Origin of the sequence: Acinetobacter sp. IK31, from assembly GCF_035615195.1 — a bacterium.
Taxonomy (GTDB): Bacteria; Pseudomonadota; Gammaproteobacteria; order Pseudomonadales; family Moraxellaceae; genus Acinetobacter; species Acinetobacter calcoaceticus_C.
Window position 1 is genome coordinate 274,950 of the sequence record NZ_JANBOB010000016.1, and the last position, 24,495, is coordinate 299,444.

General features: G+C 40.5%; 18 protein-coding genes and 4 tRNA genes. 12 read left to right on the top strand and 10 right to left on the bottom strand.

The features are described from left to right. Position 1: 1 nt before the first annotated feature. From MSG66_RS09955 to MSG66_RS09965, 3 genes are all read left to right on the top strand, one after another. Positions 2-1,219 carry an efflux RND transporter periplasmic adaptor subunit gene (locus MSG66_RS09955; RefSeq protein ID WP_324653957.1) on the top strand — a complete coding sequence of 406 codons (1,218 nt, stop codon included), beginning with the start codon at positions 2-4 and terminating at the stop codon, positions 1,217-1,219. Then, on the top strand, positions 1,209-4,367 hold the full coding sequence (locus MSG66_RS09960) for a CusA/CzcA family heavy metal efflux RND transporter (protein ID WP_324653959.1): 3,159 nt from the start codon (positions 1,209-1,211) through the stop codon (positions 4,365-4,367). Before MSG66_RS09955 ends, MSG66_RS09960 begins: the two co-directional genes overlap by 11 nt. A 132-nt stretch (positions 4,368-4,499) precedes the next feature. Beyond that, a complete protein-coding gene (locus MSG66_RS09965) occupies positions 4,500-5,444 on the top strand; it encodes a cation diffusion facilitator family transporter (RefSeq protein WP_262473369.1) in 945 nt (314 codons plus the stop codon). Between the two features lie 18 nt (positions 5,445-5,462). Here MSG66_RS09965 and MSG66_RS09970 read toward each other — a convergent pair whose 3' ends face one another. After that, positions 5,463-5,801 (bottom strand): hypothetical protein, encoded by a 339-nt coding sequence (locus MSG66_RS09970; protein ID WP_133971465.1) that lies wholly within the window; start codon positions 5,799-5,801, stop codon positions 5,463-5,465. Between the two features lie 274 nt (positions 5,802-6,075). Here MSG66_RS09970 and MSG66_RS09975 point away from each other — a divergent pair, with 274 nt between their 5' ends. Continuing rightward, entirely contained in the window at positions 6,076-7,023 is a 948-nt protein-coding gene (locus tag MSG66_RS09975) for a hypothetical protein (protein WP_202743367.1), read from the top strand. Between the two features lie 91 nt (positions 7,024-7,114). On the opposite strand, the gene MSG66_RS09980 is transcribed toward MSG66_RS09975, so the two are convergent. The 8 genes from MSG66_RS09980 to MSG66_RS10015 all read right to left on the bottom strand — a co-directional run bounded on the left by MSG66_RS09980 (position 7,115) and on the right by MSG66_RS10015 (position 12,145). Then, positions 7,115-7,190 (bottom strand) — tRNA-Glu (locus MSG66_RS09980). A gap of 31 nt (positions 7,191-7,221) precedes the next feature. After that, a tRNA-Glu gene (locus MSG66_RS09985) sits at positions 7,222-7,297 on the bottom strand. A 121-nt stretch (positions 7,298-7,418) separates the two neighbouring features. After that, positions 7,419-8,318 carry a hypothetical protein gene (locus MSG66_RS09990; protein WP_324653963.1) on the bottom strand — a complete coding sequence of 300 codons (900 nt, stop codon included), beginning with the start codon at positions 8,316-8,318 and terminating at the stop codon, positions 7,419-7,421. Positions 8,319-8,437: 119 nt separating this feature from the next. Further along, complete coding sequence (locus MSG66_RS09995; RefSeq protein WP_324653965.1) at positions 8,438-9,859, bottom strand: amino acid permease; 1,422 nt, start codon at positions 9,857-9,859, stop codon at positions 8,438-8,440. A gap of 128 nt (positions 9,860-9,987) precedes the next feature. Next, positions 9,988-10,063, bottom strand: a tRNA-Glu gene (locus MSG66_RS10000). 25 nt (positions 10,064-10,088) lie between these two features. Further along, positions 10,089-10,164: transfer RNA gene (locus tag MSG66_RS10005), tRNA-Ala, on the bottom strand. Positions 10,165-10,221: 57 nt separating this feature from the next. Next, complete coding sequence (gltX, locus tag MSG66_RS10010) at positions 10,222-11,730, bottom strand: glutamate--tRNA ligase (RefSeq protein WP_324653967.1); 1,509 nt, start codon at positions 11,728-11,730, stop codon at positions 10,222-10,224. Positions 11,731-11,845: 115 nt separating this feature from the next. After that, complete coding sequence (locus tag MSG66_RS10015) at positions 11,846-12,145, bottom strand: DUF4179 domain-containing protein (RefSeq protein ID WP_202743363.1); 300 nt, start codon at positions 12,143-12,145, stop codon at positions 11,846-11,848. Positions 12,146-12,544: 399 nt separating this feature from the next. Between MSG66_RS10015 and MSG66_RS10020 the strand changes: the two genes are divergently transcribed. From MSG66_RS10020 to MSG66_RS10055, 8 genes are all read left to right on the top strand, one after another. Beyond that, positions 12,545-13,546 (top strand): sulfate ABC transporter substrate-binding protein, encoded by a 1,002-nt coding sequence (locus MSG66_RS10020; RefSeq protein ID WP_324653969.1) that lies wholly within the window; start codon positions 12,545-12,547, stop codon positions 13,544-13,546. Positions 13,547-13,777: 231 nt separating this feature from the next. Beyond that, positions 13,778-14,701, top strand: coding sequence for a 16S rRNA (cytosine(1402)-N(4))-methyltransferase RsmH (gene rsmH / locus MSG66_RS10025; protein WP_133971475.1), 924 nt, complete (start codon positions 13,778-13,780; stop codon positions 14,699-14,701). After that, the gene (gene ftsL, locus MSG66_RS10030) at positions 14,701-15,033 is read left to right on the top strand and encodes a cell division protein FtsL (protein WP_003653828.1); all 333 of its coding nucleotides are present in this window, start codon (positions 14,701-14,703) and stop codon (positions 15,031-15,033) included. Before rsmH ends, ftsL begins: the two co-directional genes overlap by 1 nt. An 11-nt stretch (positions 15,034-15,044) precedes the next feature. Further along, positions 15,045-16,877 (top strand): penicillin-binding protein PBP3, encoded by a 1,833-nt coding sequence (gene ftsI, locus MSG66_RS10035; protein WP_133971477.1) that lies wholly within the window; start codon positions 15,045-15,047, stop codon positions 16,875-16,877. 3 nt (positions 16,878-16,880) lie between these two features. Beyond that, a complete protein-coding gene (locus tag MSG66_RS10040; protein WP_324653973.1) occupies positions 16,881-18,380 on the top strand; it encodes a UDP-N-acetylmuramoyl-L-alanyl-D-glutamate--2,6-diaminopimelate ligase in 1,500 nt (499 codons plus the stop codon). Between the two features lie 8 nt (positions 18,381-18,388). Further along, complete coding sequence (locus MSG66_RS10045) at positions 18,389-19,789, top strand: UDP-N-acetylmuramoyl-tripeptide--D-alanyl-D-alanine ligase (protein ID WP_324653975.1); 1,401 nt, start codon at positions 18,389-18,391, stop codon at positions 19,787-19,789. Further along, positions 19,790-20,908, top strand: a complete 1,119-nt coding sequence (gene mraY / locus MSG66_RS10050) for a phospho-N-acetylmuramoyl-pentapeptide-transferase (protein ID WP_003653822.1) — start codon at positions 19,790-19,792, stop codon at positions 20,906-20,908. It abuts the gene before it with no gap. Between the two features lie 52 nt (positions 20,909-20,960). Further along, a complete protein-coding gene (locus MSG66_RS10055) occupies positions 20,961-21,779 on the top strand; it encodes a putative RNA methyltransferase (RefSeq protein ID WP_324653978.1) in 819 nt (272 codons plus the stop codon). 55 nt (positions 21,780-21,834) lie between these two features. Here MSG66_RS10055 and ponA read toward each other — a convergent pair whose 3' ends face one another. After that, on the bottom strand, positions 21,835-24,396 hold the full coding sequence (ponA, locus tag MSG66_RS10060; protein ID WP_324653979.1) for a penicillin-binding protein PBP1a: 2,562 nt from the start codon (positions 24,394-24,396) through the stop codon (positions 21,835-21,837). Between the last annotated feature and the right edge of the window lie 99 nt (positions 24,397-24,495).

A 24,495-nucleotide genomic window follows, 5' to 3' on the forward strand; every position in this document is an offset into this window, starting at 1 on the left:
AATGTCGGTAAATTTAAAGAAAAATTCTCAGTGGCTTTGGGTGGGAGTGATTGTAGCAATCACTGCAATATTAATTGGTCTACTCGTTTTAAATTCAAAAAATAAATCTGCTTCTTCTGAAGCCTCAGAAGGTCATGGGCATGCAGAAGAAGAGGGTGAAGGACATCATGACGAGGGTGAAAAACCGCTACTAATCACTGCTCAGCAAATGCAGGAACAAAATTTAAAAATTGAACAAGCCGAAGTGGGCGAAGTTGCTCAACTTCAAACTTATCCAGCAAAACTGGTTGTCAACACAGACCGTCAAGCTCATGTTTCGCCAAGTTTTAGTGGCCATGTAGAAGCAGTGTATGTAGAGCTTGGACAACAAGTTAAAAAAGGTCAGGCCCTTGCAAGCCTATTGGTGCCAGATTTAGTCGATCAACAAGCTAATTTGCAAATTGCACAGTCTAATCTTGATTTAGCGCGTCAGGACTATGAACGTGAACGCAGTTTATGGTCACAAGGAATCTCTGCCAAACAAGATTATCAACGAGCTTATAACGCTTATCAGCAAGCCCAAATTCAAGTTAAAGCAGCTCGTTCACGCTTGAGTGCATTTGGCGCAGGTTCGGTCTCAGGGGGACGCTACACCTTAACAGCTCCAATTGCTGGCATGGTCAGTAATAAAGATATTGTGGTGGGTGAAAACGTACAGCTAGCAGATCAGCTTTTTATTATTAATCAGCTTGATCAGTTGTGGCTGGAGTTCATCTTACCGAGCACTGGTAATGTGAATGTACAGCCTAACCAGCAGATTGAATTTAAATCTTTGCAAACTGGGAATGTATTTACTGCACAGGTTCAAAGCTTAACAACAGAGGCTGATGCTCAAACGGGGCGTTTGCAAGTTCGTGCGAAAGTTTTGGCTAATAACAGCGAATTACGTCCAAACCTTATGGTGAACGTTGAGCTAAATTCAGGCTCAACGCAAAAAGTGATACGTGTAAAAGCACAAGCGATCCAGCAAGTTGAAGGTAAAGACGTTATCTTTACGCCAAAAATGGTCAAAACAGGCTTTGAGTTTGAACCGGTCACAGTGCAGTTGGGACAACCTTCTAAAGATGGTCAATGGGTCGAGGTTGTAAAAGGTATTAATCCAAGCCAGCGCTATGTTGCAGAAGGCAGCTTCTTGCTGAAATCCGAACTGGAAAAAGGAGAGGCGGAGCATGGACATTAATAAACCCGAACTGCCCAAACCCGAAGGACTATTTGACAGAGTTATTCAGTTTGCTATTCAAAATGCTATTTGGGTCATGCTCTTTGTACTGACATGGATTGGAGTGGGAATATGGAGTTATCAGAAGCTTCCTATTGATGCCGTTCCAGACATTACCAATACGCAGGTCCAGATTAATACACAAGCGAATGGATATACCGCTTTAGAGGTTGAACAGCGGATTACCTATCCGATTGAAAATGCGATGGCCGGAATTCCTAATCTGGAACAGACTCGCTCCATTTCCCGTTATGGACTTTCTCAAGTCACCATTATTTTTAAAGACGGAACTGATATTTATTGGGCAAGACAACTGATTAACCAGCGTTTACAAGAGGCAGATGGACAGCTACCAGAAACGGTTGATCCAGTCATGTCTCCTGTTTCAACTGGACTGGGTGAAATTTACCAATGGGTTGTAAAAGCAAAAGCTGGTGCTAAAAAAGCCGATGGCACTGCCTATACAGCTATGGACTTACGTGAAATTCAGGACTGGATTGTGCGTCCTCAATTGCAGCGTGTAAAAGGCGTAGCCGAAATTAACAGTATTGGTGGCTACAATAAAACCTATATTGTGTCGCCTGATTTAAAACGTTTGCAGCAACTTCAGATTTCAATCAATGAATTTCAGACTGCTTTGCAAGAAAACAATGAAAACCGTGGTGCGGGATTTATTGAAGAGAACGGTGAGCAACTTACTGTTCGTGTGCCAGGCATGTTAAGTAGTGTTGAGGATATTCAAAACATTCCTGTAAGCACCAAAAATGGTTTACCAATTCGTGTGGCAGATGTGGCGAATGTCTCTATTGGACATGATTTAAGAACAGGTGCTGCAACTTACAATGGTGAAGAAACTGTTCTTGGCATTGCCATGATGATGATGGGAGAAAACAGCCGTACAGTTGCTCAGGCAGTTGATAGCAAAGTTAAGGAAATTCAATCTACTTTACCCAAAGGGGTAGAAATAGAAACGGTTTACGATCGAACGATTCTAGTGAATAAAGCAATTGCCACAGTACAGAAGAACCTTGTAGAAGGGGCAATTCTGGTTATTGTGATTTTATTTATTTTTCTAGGAAATTTCCGAGCCGCTTTAATTACTGCCTGTGTTATTCCCCTTTCAATGTTATTTACCCTTGCTGGTATGGCTGAGCAAAACATTAGTGCTAACTTGATGAGCCTAGGAGCGCTTGATTTCGGGATTATTGTAGATGGGGCAGTTGTTATTGTAGAGAACTGTATTCGGCGTCTAGCAGAAGCACAGCATGCTTTACATCGACCTCTTAAGCGAACTGAGCGATTCAAAGAAGTTTTTCTTGCAGCGAAACAAGCCCGTCGACCGCTTATTTTCGGGCAAATGATTATTTTAGTGGTCTATTTACCTATTTTTGCCTTATCTGGCGTTGAAGCGAAAATGTTCCATCCAATGGCAATGACTGTGGTCATGGCGTTATTGGGTGCCATGATTCTTTCTGTGTCATTTGTACCTGCGGCAGTTGCTCTTTTTGTTACGGGTGAAGTGAAAGAAAAAGAAACACGTTGGATGCAAGCTTTAAAGCAGAAATATCGAGATATTCTTGATCTGGCTTATCAACTTAAGATCGTTGTTCTGAGCTTTGCATTAAGTATTTTAGTACTTACAGGCGTGTTAGCGACCCAAATGGGCAGTGAATTTGCTCCGCAACTCAGTGAAGGTGATTTCGCCTTACAGCAAATGCGTTCACCTAGTACCGGACTCGAGCAATCACTGCGAATGCAAGAAAATACTGAAAAGCTCATTTTGAAGAATTTTCCAGAGGTAAAGGCTGTTTTTGCACGAACAGGAACGGCTGAGGTCGCAACTGACGTGATGCCACCTAACATCTCTGATGCGGTCATTTTGCTTAAACCTCATGATCAATGGCCAAACTCTAAAGAGACGCTAGATGAGCTGCGTTCGCGTATGCAAGCTTTCTTGGCGACATTACCGGGCAATAACAGCGAATTTTCTCAACCAATTGAACTACGTTTTAATGAACTGATTTCGGGCATTCGTAGTGATATTGGCGTCAAAATTTTTGGCGATGATATGCAAGTGCTTAATGAGCAGGCTCAGACATTGGCCCAAAAGATACAGACGATTTCTGGTGCTACAGCGGTTAAGGTAGAACAAACGAGTGGTTTGCCTGTGCTAAGTATCGAAATTAACCGTCCTTTGGCTGCGCAATACGGGTTATCTGCTAAAGCCATTCAAGATATTGTTGCGGCAAGTGTTGGTGGGCAAAATGTAGGTCAGATTTTACAGGGTGATCGACGATTCGATTTTGAAATTCGCTTAGAGGATCAGCAAAGGACCATTCAAAACTTAGCCCAACTTCCGATTCAGCTACCAAATGGCGGTCTAATCCAGCTTCAAGATGTCGCTAAAGTTGAACGTACCTCAGGCTTAAATCAGGTAGGACGTGAAAATGGTAAGCGGCGTGTCATTATTACCGCTAACGTAGAAGGGCGTGATTTAGGTTCATTTGTTCAAGAGTTAAGAACAACGCTCGCAAAAGAACAGTTGCCAGCGGGTTACTGGTTGGAATATGGCGGTCAGTTTGAAAATCTAGCCTCTGCTGCCGCACGAATGAAAATAGTTGTTCCATTAGCGCTTGCTATGATTTTCATATTACTCATGGCCGTATTCCATAATATTAAAGAAAGCTTATTGGTATTTAGCGGTGTTCCGTTTGCTTTGTCGGGTGGGCTTATTGCACTTTGGCTGAGAGATATTCCACTTTCAATGTCGGCGGGTGTCGGGTTTATTGCCTTGTCGGGTGTTGCTGTTCTAAATGGTCTGGTGATGCTGAGCTTTATTAAAGAGCTTAGAGAGCAATTTGATATTCAAACTGCAACTTGGAATGGGGCGATCTTACGCTTAAGACCCGTTCTAATGACGGCTTGTGTTGCTTCACTCGGTTTTATTCCAATGGCTTTGGCAACTGGAACTGGTGCAGAAGTTCAGCGACCTTTGGCAACGGTTGTCATTGGTGGCATTATTTCATCTACGATATTAACTTTGGTTTTATTACCAGTCATTTATCGATGGATGAATGAAAGCAAGGCGAAAAGTGCTGAGCATTCATAATGTCATCGATTTGAGATATCTTTTTTGATTACAGAATCTGAGTCAAAAAAGTGTTTGAAAGAGGTAAAAGTAATGATGCATTCATTGTTACTTTTACCTCACCATAAAGATAAATAATAAGGAGTCCGCAACATGGGTGGACAACACGATCATAGTCATGCCGTAGTGACTGAAGGTAACGCTAAGAAACTAACGATTGCTTTAGCTCTTACTACAACGTTTTTAATTGTTGAGGTCATTGCAGGCTTAATCACACAAAGTTTGGCATTGCTCTCTGACGCTGCGCATATGTTTACAGATGCAGCTGCTTTGGCAATTGCTTTAGTTGCCATTCAAATTTCAAAACGTCCAGCCGATAATAAACGTACTTTTGGCTATCAGCGCTTTGAAATTCTGGCTGCTTTATTTAATGCGCTCATGCTTTTTGTGGTGGCGGTTTATATTTTATATGAGGCCTATATCCGCTTTTCTAAACCACCTGAGATTCAGAGCGTGGGTATGCTCATTGTGGCGACCATTGGTTTGATGATTAATCTCATCTCAATGAAAATTCTAATGTCGAATGCCAACTCTAGCTTAAATGTTAAAGGTGCCTATTTAGAAGTTCTAAGCGATGCACTAGGTTCGGTTGGCGTTATTATTGGTGCAATTGTTATCTACTTCACCAACTGGTATTGGATTGACACGCTTATTGCTGTACTCATTGGTTTTTGGGTGTTACCGCGTACATGGATTTTGCTTAAACAGAGCATTAATATTTTGCTCGAAGGGGTACCAGAAGAAGTGGATATTGAGAAGTTGCGTACAGATCTGCTTTCTTTAAAAGGTGTGGAGAGCATTCACCAACTTAAAGTATGGGCAATTACGTCTAAAAATATTCATTTAACGGTGCACTTATTTGCGCCTCAAGCGGACCGTACCAAGTTGTATCAAGATGCAGTTGAAATGCTTTCTCACGAACATGGGATTGCTGAGGTTACTTTGCAAATTGAAGATGATGCAGAAATTAATTGTCAACACACTGCCCAGCATGCTCCACATGAACATGCTGAGGAAAAACATTCACATCAGCATTAAACTGATGTGAATAATACATTAGATTTCCCACTCATTATTGCAGTCACGGCATTTCCAATGTTTTTGTGACTGCATAAATGCTTGCATAGACAGTTTAAAGTCTGGCAAATCACGCCAGAACATAAAACCTGCCCCTACAGCCACAACAAAAACAACGACTGTTGCAATTTGAAGAGAGCTGCCTGCACCATTGCCAAAAATCCACATAAAAATGCTAATAACAACCAAGAGTAAAAGTATGAAAATTGCAGGAATTAAGATAACAAGGCTTTTAGGAACTGCTGGTTTTACGCTGTTTATTCCTTGGCTTACAGGCATAATTTTAACACTTTGACATTGAGGGCAACGGTATTGCATAGGAACTCCACATTCAGTTTGAATCTATTCTAACGGAAATGTCGAAAAAGAAAAAAATTTGTAAGATATCGATGAAGTACTTTGAATGAGCAAACAATTAATTTTGAATAAACAATGAAATAGAAAAAGCAGATGATTTATACGTACACATAAAAATTAAAATAATAGTGTAGAGCGTGCTAATCTACAGAAAAATGAAGTGTAATTAGCACTATAAATGAGCTTAAATACTCGTAAATAGGACGTGGAATAAATATAAAAAGGAGATAGGGACTTGGGTCAACAAGATGACAATGAGTCGAAGCCTACAACGACAGCATCAGTTGTAGTCACCCCAGATACCGCAAAACAGTCATTATCTCGTCGATTACTGCATAAGACATTGCAACATGCCCAAGATGCGGTCGGGTTCGCTAGTGATACGACACGTAATATTGCAGGGGTCGCGGATGCTGCATTAGATGCGCTCGACCAAGTGACCACTCACACCAGACGTGGAGTTGTCGGAATGACAAATCTGGCGGCAGGCACTGTACGAGATATGGTGTCTGAAACCAGTGAAACTGCACGTCAAGTCGCGTTGATCATGGCACGTACATTTTTGGGGAAGAGCACCTTAACGCTGTATTTACCGGAAATGCTATTAAACAATCAAATTCGTAAGCGCATAGACCGCTCTGAAATTGATGATATTAAAATCAAGTGTGGTAATGACAGTTTTCAAGTCGAGATCGATGGGCATTACCATCGCTTCATGTATCGTTTAAGTTTAGATTTTAAGGTATTGGAATGTCGTATTGGGCAGGAAAAGTTTTTGCGCCTACGTCAAATGGATGAAAGTCTCGATGTCCAGATTCGGCATGGAGGAACATTATCAAATTGGGCTGTGCGCCGTATTGGTCGAGTTGGTTTTGAAGTCGTGAATATGTTACCGATTCCATCACTTATTAATCATTTGATTGGCGATATTCCTGGTATCCAGCGCGATGGTCACCGTATGTGGTTTATTGACCTAGAGCAAGCAGGATTTATTGACTTTATTAATAACCGTTCATGGATGGTTGAAAAGCTTCTGAGTTTGACTGATTTCAGTATTTTACCGGGTTTGAATATTTTGAGAGAAAGCCGAGAGCTGGTCCAGCAATTGGTAGATCAATTTGAAATTAGAGGACTACGAGTACAGTCGGGTCGCCTTGAAGTGCAAGTGGGAATTGCGAGCTAACAGAGCATAGAAAAAGCTAGTCATTGATTGGCTTTTCATTTTTTAGGCAAGAAAAAAAGCCACTGACATTATGCAGTGGCTTTTTAGAATTTGGCGTCCCTACGGGGATTCGAACCCCGGTTACCGCCGTGAAAGGGCGATGTCCTAGGCCTCTAGACGATAGGGACATATGTGAGGCATTACATCTGAAAAAATTACTGGCGTCCCTACGGGGATTCGAACCCCGGTTACCGCCGTGAAAGGGCGATGTCCTAGGCCTCTAGACGATAGGGACGTTTCAGAGGTGGGCGTATATTAGGTCGATTTAATAAAACTGTCAAATAGTTTTCTGAAGAAATATTAAAAAAAGCGATCAAGCGATTAAAAATAACCCAAATTGTAGAAAATATATACATTTAGACATCATTTTTCTGAAAAGGTTCAATAATTGCCTTTATAACAGAGGGGTGTTGTAAATATCCTAAAATCTCATGTGGCTGGTTGGCAAAGGTAAAAATTTTCTGATTAATAATAGGTGGATCAAAGTTAAATGGTGGTTCGCATAATGGAAATGCAGTCAAAAAATCATCTTGAGAGTAGAAATTAAACCATTCACCGTCAATATGGGGTGGTCTGACAATTGGACTCGGGAGCTTACTTTGAATGACGCGAAAAGATAAAGGGGATGCTAAAGTTATAAATCGTTTAACTGAAAATTGATAAGAAGGGTCTGAAAGTAGCCGATAAGCAATGACTGAACCGAGGGAGTGCGCAACGACAATATAATCTTCCTCTTCTCGTATTTTCTTTAAAATTCGTTGATTTACTTCTTGCATAAATTCAGGATTAGATAAGTACATATAAGTTTCAATCAGAAACTGCTGTATCAAACTCTCATGCAATTTTGGAAAGTTGTTTAAAAGAACAACCAATTCTTTAAGTACTCGATCCTTTACTAGCTGAGAGGTGAGATAGAGTCGTTCTGAAAAGCTTTTTTCAGCTTGATCCGCTGATGGCGACAATAAAGGAATAAATGGAGTGTGTTCTTTGGTTGGGGGATTATTCTCATGTAAATGAATAGGTAAATAATTATTTAAAAATGTTTTAGGTAACAAGGTTGTAAGATCTAATTGATTACTTAATTGATATTTATTCATCAAATCGCCATAAAATGGCATATGAATATGAAGATCGCGTACATTAACTTTACAAGGCATCTGTTTTAGGCCGAGTTTAAACACTCTTAACCAATGCTCTTTTAAGCGGTGTGATGTGTAATTCTGTTGATTCATCCCATGGATAAATATAATTTTCATTCTATACAAGCAATTGTTTTTAATATAAATTTTAATCTACAACGGTATGTTATATAAAACTAGTGTGTAGACAAAAAAAAGTGTAGCTTTTTGCTACACTTTCATTGAATAAGAGTGGTTTAGACTTTATTGCGGTAAAAAATAAAATAGCTGACATAACATAAAGCTGTAAAAATAAGGCAGCCTACGAAACCAGCACGCATTTCAGGGTCTGCTGCCATACTTAAACAGGTAATAAAGCAGAAAATAAAACCTAAAATCGGGACGATAGGAAATAATGGAGCAGCATATTGTAAGTCTTTAACTGTATGGCCAGATTTGTACCATTGGCGACGGAAATTAAATTGACTTAAACAAATGCTCATCCAGACAATAACCATAGTAAATGCTGCAACGCCAAGCAGATTTTTAAAAATAGTCTCTGGTGCAAATTGCTCTGATAACAAGCCTGGAATTGCTCCAAACATTGTTACAACTAGGGCAACAATAGGTGTTCCACTTTTTGAGAGTGTAGCAAATACGCTAGGTAGTAATTTTTGTTCCGACAGTGACCACATCATACGTGAAGCGGCGTAAAGTCCTGAGTTTGCTGCCGAAAGCAGAGCTGTAATAATTACAAACCTAATAATGTCATCCGCATATGGAATACCAATATAATTAAATACTGTAACGAATGGACTGCTACTAACGCCTTCACTACCTAAGCCCGCAAGCTGGAAAGGAAGTAAAGCACTAATAACAATAATGGTCCCTACAAAGAAAATAAGAAGACGCCAAATTGCAGCATTAATTGCTTTGGGTACATTTTGAGCGGGATCTTTGGTTTCACCTGCTGCAACACCAATTAATTCAGTGCCTGAGAAAGCAAAGTTAACAATTAGCATGGTGGTAAAAATAGGAATTAAACCATGTGGGAACCAGCCTTGAGCTGTAAGATTGCTAAATAGCGGTGCAGTTTGGCTACCATCAAAAGGAATTAAACCAAAAATTGCTAATAGGCCCAGCACAATAAAAGCAATAACGGTAATAACTTTAATAAGCGCTAGCCAAAATTCAGACTCAGCAAAAATGCGAGTTGAACTAATATTTAAACCAAAAATAGTGATTGCAAAAACAATTGTCCAGATCCACATTGAAATATGAGGGAACCATTCCTGCATGAGTAATGCCGCAGCTGTAAATTCAGTTCCAAGCGTTGCAGTCCATGTCAACCAGTACATCCAAGAAATCATGTAGCCTGTACTAGGACTAATATATTTTTTGGCGTAGGCACCGAAAGAGCCTGAAACAGGCATGTGTACGGCAAGTTCTCCTAGGCAGAGCATGACCATGTAAGCGATCGCGCCACCAAGAATGTAGGCAATAATTGCGCCAATAGCCCCAGTTTGTGAAATGACTTCCCCTGAACCTAAAAATAAACCAGTTCCGATTGCCCCGCCTAGTGATAGCATAACAAGATGGCGAGTACTCATGGCTCTTTTTAAAGGTGCAGTACTGTTCTGATGCTGATGAGCATCTAGTTGATTGTCAGATGGCTGCATATTACACATTGAGAGAATTAAGAAAGACGCTATTTTAGATAAAATAGACAAATGTGCAATCTAGAAAGAGATAAAGAATAAACAGTAAGGTGACGATAGAGTCTTTTAATAATTTTTAAAGCAGAATTTGGCGTCCCTACGGGGATTCGAACCCCGGTTACCGCCGTGAAAGGGCGATGTCCTAGGCCTCTAGACGATAGGGACTTGATGAGGCAAACACAAAGGAGCGTGGTGGAGTCAAGCGGGATCGAACCGCTGACCTCTACAATGCCATTGTAGCGCTCTACCAACTGAGCTATGACCCCAGTTTGTGTGAGCGCAATACTAGGGTGAATGCGCTCACACGTCAACAAAAAAATGAATTAAGCTTCGCTAGTTGCTTCATTTTTCGGCAATTTTAAGCTCTCATTGAGTTTTTCCCAATTTTTAACTTCTTTTTTGCTTGGTCCACCCACAATTTCTAAAGCGCGTCGTAAACGAGCGAAAGTTAAATCAGGTCCAAGAGTGACCATCGACTGCATTACTGGTGTTGAGCTGGTTGAACCCGCAATTGCGATAAAGAATGCTGGCATAAAATCACGTAATTTAATGTCCATCTGGTTCGCAAGATCCATTAGGGTTTGGCTAACAGTGTCATTATTCCAAGTGAACTGGCCTTCAAGACGCCAAATTGCAAATTGTAAACTTTGGCGAACTTGCTCTTGAGTTAATTTTTTACTTTCAAACATTTCCGCGGTAATTTGTGGCATATGATTAAAATAGAAACCAGCCCAATTTACAGCTTCTGAAAGTAAGTTAATACGCGGTTGAATGGCAGCCGCAATATCTTCTAAAGTGCTTCGATCACTCTTCCATGTGAGTAAACGGTCTAACAATTGGCCGGGAGTTAAACCTTTGATCCATTGACCGTTAAGCCAGTTTAATTTTTCAACATCAAAAATCGGACCGCCAAGTGAAACACGTTGAATATCAAAGTTATCCATCATGTCTTGTAGTGTGAACACTTCTTTTTCGTCCGGCATTGACCAACCCATACGGCCTAAATAGTTTAACAAGGCTTCTGGTAATACACCGATATCACGGTAGTAGTTGATTGATGTCGGATTCTTACGTTTAGATAATTTTGATTTATCTGGATTACGTAACAATGGCATATGGCAGAGTGTTGGCATTTCCCAACCAAAATATTGGTAAAGCAACTGATGTTTTGGTGCAGATGGAAGCCATTCTTCACCGCGTAATACATGAGTGACTTCCATTAAATGGTCATCGACAACATTGGCCAAATGATAAGTTGGTAATCCATCATTTTTAAGAAGAACTTGCATGTCGACTTGAGCCCAAGGAATTTCAACTTCCCCGCGTAATAAGTCATTAAATTTACAAATACCTTCTTCAGGTACTTTCATACGGATGACATGAGGTTCACCCGATTCTAAGCGACGTGTCACTTCTTCTTGAGAAAGTTTTAACCCACGACCATCATATTTTGGTGTTTCACCACGTGCTTGTTGTTCAGCACGCATCTGGTCTAGTTCTTCTGCTGTAGCGAAACAATAAAAAGCATGACCTTTTTCAACAAGTTCTAATGCGTATTGCTTATAAATTCCCATACGTTCAGATTGGCGATACGGTGCATGAGGACCACCCACATCTGGACCTTCCGACCAATTTAGACCTAACCAACGCAATGAATCCAAAATCATTTTTTCAGACTCAGGAGTAGAGCGAAGCTGATCTGTATCTTCAATCCTTAAAATAAATTCTCCGCCATGTTGTTTCGCAAAACACATATTAAATAAGGCGATGTAGGCGGTGCCGACATGAGGAAAACCTGTAGGGGAAGGTGCAATACGAGTACGAACTTTCATAGCTAATGGGTCAAAATAAAAATTGAAACTATTATAACGAAAAAGCCCAGTATTCTGACGTTTTATTTAACATCAGACTGGGCTAAAGCTGAAACGGTGAGGGGTGTTTCAGAATTTAAGATGCATGCGGCTGGAAGATTGCCTGAACAAAACGTGAAAAACGTTCGTGTTGAGCCGCAAGAAAGTTTTGAGTTGGGGTAACCCGAATTGAATTGAGTACTTTAAGCTCATCATTTGTAGAAGGTAACACGATAGGATTACGTTTTTGCTGATCTAAAGCTTTTTCAATAAGTGAAGTCTGCTTATCTGCCCCAATTTTATTTGGAGTATCTTTAAGTGCCGCTGCTGCAGAAAACTGTGATGCCAAACTCAGCACCAAACTTAAGCTTAACGCTTTTCCATAATGAATTTTCATTATTAATCATCCCCTCTGTTCATTACATTTCATCTATTTTTTGAGTTTAACGAAATGTAAAATTACGGTAATGCTACGATTTAAACATAAATCTTAATAAAAAAGTGGAACTGTGTCACACTTTTTACAAAAATTATCTATATTTAAATCTAGTCGGCCCAAATGTAGGCCATATGTATCCTTTGCGCTTTATTATTTAACAAATTAATGTGTAGATAAAGTGAAGGCCCTCATTATGTTGTAAGAATAATTACAAAAAATTTCAAAAATGAAATAACTTAGACATCCTTATCTATATATTTTAAAGAGATTAATAAAAAATATATTAATATAAGTAATTGATTGTAAATTATAAAATTAAAAATATAGTAAAACTAAAACCAATGATGGATTTTGTAAATGAAAAAAATATTAATAATGGCTGTAGCTGTGTACTTAGGAATGGCGGTAACAGCAGCTCAGGCTGCTACTTCTTTTTTAAACGTTTCTTATGATCCGACCCGAGAATTTTATCAAGAATATAATCAGGCTTTCGGTAAGTTCTGGAAACAGCGCACAGGGCAGGATGTTGAGTTTAAACAGTCACATGGCGGCTCTGGTAAACAAGCTCGGGCAGTAGCCACGGGTCTAGAAGCCGATGTTGTAACGTTAGCGTTAGCTAATGATATTGATGAGATTGTGAAAGCTGGTTTTATTCAGCCAAATTGGCAAAAAGAATTTCCAAATAATTCTGCGCCTTATACGTCTACTGTTGTGTTCCTAGTGCGGAAAGGTAATCCCAAAAATATACGTGACTGGAATGATTTAACCAAACCGGGCGTCGAGATTATTACACCCAATCCTAAAACAGGGGGAGCTCCTCGTTGGATTTATTTATCGGCATGGGGTTATGCCTTAAAACAACCGGGCGGAAATGATGCCAAAGCTCGTGAGTTAGTTAAAAAACTTTATCACAATGTAAAAGTACTTGATTCAGGAGCACGCGGTTCGCTAACAACATTTGCCGAACGTGGCATTGGTGATGTTTTATTATCATGGGAAAACGAAGCTTTATTGGCGACTAAAGGACCTGATAAAGATAAATATGAAATCGTTTACCCTTCAGTTTCAATTTTGGCAGAGCCATCAGTCGCAATTGTAGATAAAACCGTAGATAAAGATGGCAACCGAACTTTAGCAAAAGGCTATTTGAACTTTTTATATTCACCGTTAGGGCAAGAGTTGGCGGCTAAACATTATTTCCGACCGCGCAATGCGCAAGTGGCAGCAAAATATGCAGCCCAATTTCCAAAAATTAAATTATTTACCATTAATGATGTGTTCGGTGGTTGGGCGAAAGCTCAGAAAACTCACTTTGCTAATGGAGCTGTCTTTGATCAAATTTATGATGGCAAGCAGTAAATAAAATGATCTAAAAACAATATTCCAAAAAGAAAACTTAGAAGTTAAATATTCATAAAGAAAGCCAGCAAACTTAAAAAAGTGAGCTTGCTTTCTTTTTTTGCTTAAAAAGTGCTAACAAAACGGTTTTATCTATGAAAAATTAATATTTTCCTACAAAAAGCCGTTTGGCGTTGCCCATAAACAAGGTGATAATGTGCAGTTACATTTTCACGCTATGATTTAACACCTATGTCGCATATTTCTGTCTTACTTTCCGAGACCATTGAGAGCTTATTGGCAGATCGCACAACTGGGGTGTATATCGATGCAACCTTTGGACGAGGTGGGCATACCCGTTTATTGCTTTCTAAACTTGATGAAAATGCACGAGTATACGCATTTGATAAAGACCCTCAAGCATTGGAAGTCGCTGCTGCTTTGGCACAAGAAGATTCAAGATTTACCATCATTCATGCCAGTTTTGCTGATATCAAAGAGAAGATGCAGGAAATTGGAGTGGTGAGTGTTGATGGAATTATGGCTGACTTAGGGGTGTCATCTCCTCAACTTGATCAGGCAGAGCGTGGTTTTAGTTTCATGCAAGATGGTCCATTGGACATGCGAATGGATAATTCTAAGGGTTTAACTGCGGCTGAGTGGTTGCTTAAAATTGAAGAAGAACAATTAGCAAATATTATTTATCAATATGGTGAAGAGCGTTATAGTCGACGTATTGCTAAAGCCATTAAACTCGCTGGAAAACTAGAAACGACCGCTCAATTGGCGGAAGTTGTTAAAACCGCTCATCCAAAATGGGAAAAACATAAGCATCCAGCGACACGTGCATTTCAGGCCATTCGCATTGCTATTAATAAAGAGCTAGAAGATATTGAAGTGTTTTTGCCGCAAGCTGTAGACTTACTAAAACCGGAAGGACGTTTGGCTGTTATTAGTTTCCATTCTCTTGAAGACCGACTGATCAAGCAGTTTATTCAAAAAGAATCTACGTTAGCAGAAGATTTCGGTTGGGGAATGCCTGAGCAGCGGGTAGATACAAGAAGATTAAAGAAAATTTCACGGGTTCGTGCGAGTGAAGAAGAAGTAAAAGCGAACCCTCGTTCACGTAGTGCATGGCTTCGGGTTGCTGAACGCTTGGAAGAAAAAGGCGCGTAATGAAAAGCAGTGATGAAATCGCAACCACAGAAAATAACGTGGTGAAAAAAGTTGTTGTGTATACAGTATTGGTGGCGCTTGTTTTTATAAGTGCCATGATGGTGGTATTTCAAGTATTTGAATATCGTCATGATTATAGAGAGCTTAGCTCTTATATGCGTGAACGTGATGATCTCAATGCTGAATGGGGGCGTTTGCTCATTGAGCAACAAACCTTTGGTGCAACGGCACAGATTGGTACGCGTGCTGTAACTCAGCTACGGATGTTTTCTCCACCGGCTGCAGAAACGGTGGTAATTTCTTTACCAATGACCTCAGAGCAAAATAAGTAAGGCCTTGCTGTATGGTAGATAAGCGAACAAAACAAACACGGAAAAAACAGCAGTCTATTTCGGAAAAACCAACTCTTGCCTTTGATATGTGGCGGTTTTATCTGCTCTGGGCAGTAGTGCTACTCTGTTTTGTTGTATTAATTGCGCGTGCATTTTATGTACAAATAATTAATAAGGATTTTTTACAAAACAAGGCCAATGCCAATATTTTGCGTACTGAGCGTGTGGAAGCGATGCGTGGCGTGATTAGTGATCGCCATGGGGTACCTTTGGCAATTAGTACACCGATCATGAAAATCGTAATGGATCCACGTGATTATTTCGATACTAAGCATTTATATGACCAAATTACAGCGGAATTAAAGAAAGATCCGAATAATCGTAAATTAAAAAGACAATTACCAGATAAAAACTTGAATCTTGATGAGTTGGCGGATGTGGTTGGTTTAGATCGTGCCGATCTTAAAAAACAGATGAATGCACGACCACGTTCTCGTTATCTTGTTTTGAAAAAAGAGATCCCACCGCAACAGGCAGACCTCATTACGAAGGGTAACTTCCAAGGGGTCTATGCCGAGAAAACCTATAAGCGTTATTACCCTCAGCCGCAGCCAAATGCCCAGATTATTGGTTTAACGAACAGTGAAGGTCAAGGTATTGAAGGCTTAGAAATGCAGCTGAATAAGCAGCTATCGGGTGTTGATGGTGAACAAAAAATTATTCGTGATAAGCGTGGGAACCGTTTAAAAGTTTCAGAGGTTATTCGCGAGGGTGAACCGGGCGAAAACATCACTTTAAGTATTGACTCACGTTTGCAGTACATTATGTATCGTGAATTAACAGCTGCTGGTGTTGCAAATAATGCTCGTTCGGCAACCGCAATTGCTGTAGATGTTAAGACTGGTGAAATTCTGGCAATGACCAGTTGGCCGTCATATAACCCAAATGACAAAAACGGTTTATCTAATAAAGATGCCATGCGTAACCGCGGTGCGATTGATATGTTCGAACCGGGTTCAACCATGAAGCCATTTACGGTTTCTGCTGCATTGGAAACTGGACAATATACGCCAAATACCATTGTCAATACTTCTCCAGGTTCAATGCGTTTAGGTTGGCATACAATTCGTGATACCCACAATTATGGTGCTTTAACTGTAAGTGGCGTAATTATTAAGTCTTCAAACGTAGGTTCTGCAAAAATTGCATTGTCACTTCCAAAAGAAACACTGCCAAGCTTTTTTAATCGTACTGGTTTTGGTAAACGTTCGGCTGTGAAATTTCCAGGGGAAAGCTCAGGTTTAGTGCTTCCGGTAAGTAAATTAAACTCTTCTCAAATTGGAACCATGGCTTATGGTTATGGTCTAAATGCGACTATTCTCCAGTTGGCGCAAGGCTATGCAATGCTTGCAAATCATGGCGAGAAAATGCCTTTAAGCCTACATAAGTTAGATCAGGCACCTAAAGGTGAGCAAGTTCTTGCTCCAAAAATTGCCGATCAGGTTTTGCTCATGCTAGAGCAGGTGACTATGCCTGGTGGTACTGCAAAACAAGCTAATATTCCGGGTTATCGCGTGGGTGGTAAAACTGGTACGGCGCATAAACTTCGTGCAGACCGTAAAGGTTATTCAAATAATGAATACCGTGCTTTATTTGCAGGTGTAGCACCAATTAGTGACCCGCGTTTAGCTGTTATTGTGGTTGTTGAAAACCCACAAGGCCGTTATTACGGTGGTTTGGTGGCTGCTCCTGTTTTTGCACGTATTATGCAAGAGTCATTGCGTTTAATGAATGTGCCGCTTGATAAACCCCTTGATACTTCAGTAAACCCTATTCGCAGGTAAGCCATGTCTGTTTCTTTTCAAGAAATTAATCCAGTCGAGATTGATGCACAGTGGTCTAAGCAGTCTTTCCATGGCTTTAGTTTGGACAGCCGTAAGGTTGAGTCAGGCCAAATCTTTATTGCTTTGACCAGTTATAGTCAACCTGAAAAAACGCGTATATTTGCTGAGTCGGCCCTTGCTAATGGTGCACTTGCTATCATTAGTGAGACTGAATTAGGTGTAGAAAATGAGTGGGTATGTCCTGATGTACGTCAGCGCATGGGTGAATGGCAAGAGCGTTATTTGCAACATATAGATCCTGTTACACCAGCACGTATTGTTGCAGTAACAGGCACAAACGGTAAAACGACGATTTCACGTCTAGTTGCTGAATTAATTAGTTCACAACAACAGCACTGTGCTGTGATGGGCACAACAGGTAATGGTATTTTGCCTGACTTAACGCCATCAACGCATACCACACTTGATGCTTTACAGCTACAAAATGCGTTACATGACTATGCTAAACAAGGTGCAACTTTTGCATCTTTGGAAGCAAGCTCACATGGTTTAGAGCAGGGCCGTTTAAATGGTTGTGCTATTGAAATTGCCGTTTATAGCAATTTGAGCCGTGATCATCTGGATTATCATGGCACTTTAGAGGCTTATGCTGAAGCTAAGGCTCTTTTATTCCGTTTTAATTCTTTGAAAGTAGCTGTTATTAATCTGGATGATGAATATGCTGCTCTAATGATCAATGCAGCAAAACAAAATCCTGCTCAGCCAAAGATTCTGACGTATTCGCTTACTCAGAATACAGCAGATTATTATATTAGTGACCTAAGTTACAGTTTGGCAGGGGCGACTTTTAATTTAGTCAGCCAGCAAGGTTCTTTTGCTGTTCAAAGTCCATTATTGGGACATTTCAATGTCGAAAACTTGATTGCAGCACTTATTGCTGCTGAGCAAGCAGGTTTTGATTTAGAAGCATTGGTTGCTTTTGTCCCTCAATTGATTGGTGCGCCGGGACGGATGCAGGTCATTCGTGATGGTGAACGTTTATTTGTTGTGGATTATGCGCATACGCCAGATGCTTTGATTCAGGTACTTAAAACTCTAAAACGTCATGTATCTAATCAACTTTGGGCTGTATTCGGATGTGGTGGGGATCGTGACCGTGGTAAACGTCCACTGATGACTCAAGCCGCTTTAGACTGCGCAAATCCGATTATTTTGACTTCGGATAACCCAAGAACCGAAGATCCTGAACAAATTTTTGCTGATATGAAGCAAGGAATCGATTTTTCAGGACATCGCATGCAGGAAATTCATGATCGCCGTGAAGCAATTAAGTTTGTTGCACAGCAAGCTCAGGCTGGTGATATTGTTGTTATTGCTGGTAAAGGTCATGAAAACTATCAAGAAATTAATGGTGTGCGCCACTGGTTTGATGATGTTGTCGAAGTACAATCTGCAATTGCTGCACAACACCATACTGTAGACGCTGCTTACCCTGCACAATAGGACATTTTATGCATACTTCAACCACCAGTACCGTGCCTTTGGAACCGTGGACAGCTCAGCAATTACAACAGGCAACACAGGGCTACTGGCATAAAGACCAGATCCCTCAAACTGACATTAAACGTATTTTGACGGACTCACGTCATGCGGAAACTGGGGATGTTTTTTTAGCACTTAAGGGTGAACGTTTTGATGCGCACGACTTTGTAGCTCAGGTTGCAACGAATGGTTGTCAAATCGCAATTGTTGAACGCCCTCTAGATGTAGATATTGCCCAACTAGTTGTTGCCGACACTCGCTTGGCTCTGGGGCAACTTGGAGCTTATCGTCGTGAGCAAAATTCACAATTAAAAGTAATTGCTTTAACGGGTAGTAGTGGTAAAACCACAACTAAAGAAATGTTGGGAAGTATCTTATCGCGCTTAGCTCCGACATTAATCACTCGTGGTAATTTAAATAATGACCTCGGTGTACCCATGATGTTGCTTGAACTCAGAAAAGAACATCAATTTGCTGTAATGGAACTCGGTGCAAGTCATAAGGGTGAAATTGACTATACTTCTAAGTTGGTTCAGCCGCATGTTGCCGGCATTTTAAATATTGGGACAGCCCATTTGGGTGAATTTGGTGGCCGTGAAGGTATTTGCCGCGCTAAATCAGAAATTTATCGTCATATTTTACCAAATGGCGTTGCAATCGTTCCACAACAAGATGACTTTACTGCTGAGATTCATGAGGCTGCAAAAGCACATCGCATTTCTACATTTGGCGTAGGGGGCGATATTTATGCAACAGATATGGAATTATTGCCTCAATCAACAAATTTTACGCTACATACACCGCAAGGCAGCAGTGCAGTTAAGCTTCCTTTTGCCGGTGAGCATAATGTGCAAAATGCGACCGCAGCTGTAGCTTTTGCTTTTGCGCTTGGCATTGGACTTGAAGATATTGTTCAAGGCTTAGAGCAAGCTCAGGGTGCTAAAGGTCGTCTTAACTTTATTCAAAAATCTCCTTACTTATTTATTGATGATACTTACAACGCCAATCCGAATTCTATGCGTGCTGCTGCACAAGTATTGTTACAGCAACAAGGCATAAAAGTGATGGTTATGGGTGATATTGGTGAGTTGGGAGATAGCAGCTGGCAAGAACACCACGATTTAGGTCGTGATCTGGCCGAGCTTCCTATAGATCATATTATTGCAGTTGGGCAGTTTGCTTCAGCCGCTCTCGAGGGTGCAGACTCTCATTCCAATAAAGTGAAAGCATTTCAGACACAAGCTGAGGCGCTTCCATTTCTAATCAATCTAATCCAAACACATCAACCGCAGTCCATGAGTTTCCTGTTTAAAGGTTCTCGCTTTACTCATATGGAAACGTTGATGGCTGATTTGATGGAGAAACTTTAAATGCTGTTATGGTTGTTTGAACAACTTGCGGGCTATCACAGTTCGTTTCAGGTCGTTCGTTATTTAACATTACGTTCTTTACTCAGTGTATTAACTTCACTGACCATTGGTTTGGTTCTCGGACCGATCATGATTCGTAAATTACAAGCGTTAAAATACGGTCAGGCAGTAAGTTCATTTGCTCCTGAGAATCATGCTAAAAAGATGGGTACACCAACGATGGGCGGGATTTTAATTCTGCTTTCAATTGGGATTAGTACTTTACTCTGGGCTGATTTATCTAACCCTTATGTCTGGATTGTGCTTGGTGTAATGGTTGTGTTCGGTGCTGTAGGTTGGGCAGACGACTGGATTAAAATTCGCTATAAAGACAATGCAGGTTTACCTGCACGTAAGAAGTTTTTCTGGACTTCTGTTGCATCCCTTGGTGCTGGTATTGCGTTATATTTAATCGCAACTCAACAGTCCAATGCAGAACATACTGCAAATATGCTGGATTTATTGATTCCTTTCTTTAAGAATCTTTCAATTCCACTCTCAATTGTTCCTTTAGGCTTGGCATTTATTGTATTTACCTATCTGGTGATTAATGGTGCTTCTAACGCAGTTAACTTAACTGATGGTTTAGATGGTTTGGCGATCATGCCTGTTGTAATGGTGGCTACGGGCTTAGGTGTATTTGCTTACTTGTCTGGTGACATTCGCTTTGCTAACTATTTACATATTCCATATGTGAAATATACCTCTGAGCTTGTTGTGATCTGCTCTGCCATGATTGGCGCAGGTTTGGCATTTCTTTGGTATAACGCGCACCCTGCCCAAATCTTTATGGGTGATGTTGGTGCTTTAGCTTTAGGTGCGATGCTTGGAACAATTGCTGTCATGGTACGCCAAGAAATCGTATTTGCGATTATGGGTGGTGTGTTTGTTATGGAAGCAGTATCTGTCTTCTTGCAAATTGGTTCGCTGCGGATGCGTAATAAACGCGTATTCTTAATGGCGCCGTTGCATCATCACTATGAAAAGCAGGGCTGGAAAGAAACCCAAGTTGTGATTCGTTTTTGGATTATTACAATTATATTAGTAGTTTTAGGTCTAATGACTTTAAAATTGCGTTAAGAAAGGTTTTAACTAGAGCCGGCATTGCCGGCTTTTTTATTGAGAGAAAAACATGAGCGTATTGATGTGTCCTGTGTGTCGTCAGTCTCTGGATTTAAATGAAAAAACTTGGCGATGTGAGCTGGGGCATAGTTATGATGTGGCTAAACAAGGTTATGTCAATTTACATGTTGTGCAACATAAACATAGTAAAAACCCAGGAGACACGCCAGAGTCAGTCGATGCGAGACGAGCTTTTTTACAAGGTGGTTATTACCAACCCTTACAACATGCTGTAGTCGCTTTATTAAAAAAACTCGATGTAAAAACTGTACTTGATATTGGGTGTGGTGAAGGCTATTACACAAGTGCCATGCAGCAAGTGGTTGAGCAATGTGTTGGTGTTGATATTGCAAAAAATGCGGTGCAGCGTGCAGCAAAGCTCAATGCTGAAGTGACTTGGGTCGTTGGAACTGGTGCGACTTTACCTGTGCTTGATCAAAGCATGGATGCATGTACCAGTTTGTTTAGCCCAATTCCACAAGCAGAAATTGCGCGTGTTTTAAAAGATGATGGCTATTTAATTGTTGTCACGCCTGCCTCTGAACATTTATATGCAATGCGTGAAGCTTTATTTGAACAAGTTAATCCTCACACACCAGAAAAGTTTGTAGAGCAGTTGCAAGATTTGTTTGAGCTAAAGCAAGAGCAAATTATTGATGCTCCTTTTGTGCTTGATCAACAGGCTTTAAAGAATCTGATTGCTATGACACCTTATGCTTATAAAGCTTCTCTTGAGCGCCGTTTGCAGTTAGAGCAGCAGACGCAATTAGAAGTAACGGCATCTTTTCAAATTTATGTCTTTCAGAAACGTCATAAAGAAGCTAGCTAACAGACCATTTTTAATAGCGTAAAAAAGAAGCCATCATATGATGGCTTCTTTTTTGTTACTCAATCTGATTAATCAGATTTTCTAGTTCATCTTTCTCACGCTTCGGTGCCGCTCCCTGTGAAGGTTTCATGGCAGGAGGCGCAGCTTTTGATGGAATAACAATTTCTTCACCAGGTAAATCGGCAAAGTCATTGTTATTGTTGAGCTTCGGTTGCGGTGGTGCTGGACGATATAGCGGACGAGCCAATGGTGGAGCCGCGCGATAAGTTTTTTTATCGCTAACTTCTACTACTGCTTGATTTTTGTCACGTGCAATAGGCGCTTGAGCATCTTTGTCAAGACGAACCCAAGCTGATGGTGTACCTTGCAATGCTTGACCCATAAAGTTAATCCAGATCGGTAATGCAGCAATACCACCATACTCACGACGACCTAGTGTCGTCGGTTGGTCAAATCCAACCCACGTTACAGTAACTAACTTGCCGTTGAAACCAGCAAACCATGCGTCTTTCGCATCGTTAGTTGTACCGGTTTTACCGCCTAAGTCATTACGACCAATTTTAAGCGCGGCACGGCCTGTACCGTGTTCAATAACGTCTCTTAAAATATTAGCCATGTCATAGGCAGAACTTGATTTTAAAATACGTTGAGCTTGGCGATATTCACTGTTCGCCTTATCAGTCTGTTTAAGATTAAGCTGCTTAGCGGCTTTTTCTTTCTGTTCTACATTTTTATTCGTAACTTCAATCACTTCATCATCTGTTGTCGTAGCTTTCTGCTCGTCATCAGTTGTGTCAGGTGCGTTAATACATGGAATACATGCGTATTCTGGCTTAGCTTCATAAATCACTTTACCGTATGCATCTTCAATACGTTGAATAAAGTGCGGTTGAATGCGATAGCCGCCATTGGCAAAAGTTGAATATCCAGTTGCCATTTGAATTGGCAAGACTTGAGGAGTACCTAAGGCAATGGTGTAGTTACGTGGAATTTGATCTTCTTGTAAACCAAAATCCATGAATAACTGACGGGTACGTTCAATCCCGACTGTCTGTAAAAGACGTACAGATACGGTATTACGAGATAAATACAAAGCACGGCGTAATGGAATCATCCCTAAATAACGACCGTCTGAGTTTCTCGGTGTCCACTTACCAATCGTGATAGGACTATCATTAACCATACTATACGGCGTCATACCGCGCTCTAGTGCCAATGCATAGACAAAAGGTTTAATTGTTGAACCCGGTTGGCGCCAGCCTTGCAAAGCACGGTTGAATTTCGATTGATAGAAGTTATAACCACCTACAATTGCTTCAATTGAGCCGTCGTTAGGATTGATTGCAATGAGTTGACCTTGAACTTTTGGAACCTGAACTAAAGACCAAGCGGTTTTTGCTTCATTTGGACGTAAGCGAACAATATCTTTAACTTGAACAATTTGAGATGCACGGGAAGGAGCACCACCTACACTATTCGCATTGCGATAGGGACGGGCCCATGACATACCTGACCACTGTACAGTAATGGTTGTGCCATCTTGCATTAATGCTTCAAAAGAGCTGCTATTTACCTTGGTAACTTGTGCTGGATAGGTGTTGGCATATGCTCTAAATTCACTTAATGGTTTGTCGTGTGCTTCTGCACCACGCCAGCCATGACGACGGTCATAAGCTTCAAGACCATCTTGCACAGATTTCTCTGCAATCGCTTGGCGTTTAGCATTGATGGTTGTATAGACTTTATAGCCAGAATCAATTGCTTGTTCGCCAAAATGCTTTACGAGCTCTGAACGAACCATTTCACCTGCATATGGATGAATATTATTTAAATCCCGATTGGGCATATTGAGGTTGATCGGTTCAGCTACAGCTTTTTGATATTCTGCTTGAGAGATATAACCTAACTGTAACATACGACCTAAAATCCAGTTACGTCTTTCAAGTGCACGCTCAGGATTAACCACAGGGTTGTATTTAGAAGGCGCTTTTGGCAGACCTGCGATCATTGCCATTTGAGCAATGCTTAGCTCATTAATACTTTTGTTATAATAAATTTTGGCTGCTGCTGCGATACCATAGGAATTTTTTCCTAAGAAGATTTTATTCACATAGAGACTGAGAATTTCTTCTTTTGATAAATTTTGCTCAATTTTTCGAGCTAAAAAGATCTCGGTGATTTTACGTTTTAAAGTTCTTTCTGGGCTCAAATAATAGTTCTTTGCAACCTGCATGGTAATGGTTGAGCCACCAGTTTGCACATCAGAACCCGTCACACTTTCACTTAAAGCACGCCCTAAACCCTTAAAACTGATCCCGCTATGTTCAAAGAAAGATGAGTCTTCTGCTGCTAAAAATGCATGAATAAAAGCAGGAGGGATTTGTTTGTATTCAACTGGAATAGAAAGCTTACCACCATACTCAGCAATCAGTTGATTATCTGATGTGTAGACCTGTAGTGGTTTTAAAAGCGGAGCTTTTTTTAGTGAACTCATTTCTGGAAGCGATGGGGCAATATAGAGATACATGCCATAAAAGCCCATCGGAAGTGAGACTAAGATAATAATAATGATCAAAAAAATTGGACGCACGAAGCCCAAACTGGATAGCTTTTTCATGATAAGTAAGCTTTAATAAGATCGAATACAAACTAATTATGGTCAGTATAGCCTTTAGACATGCGGATTGTTAGATGAGATATTGTATCCGTGTAAAAA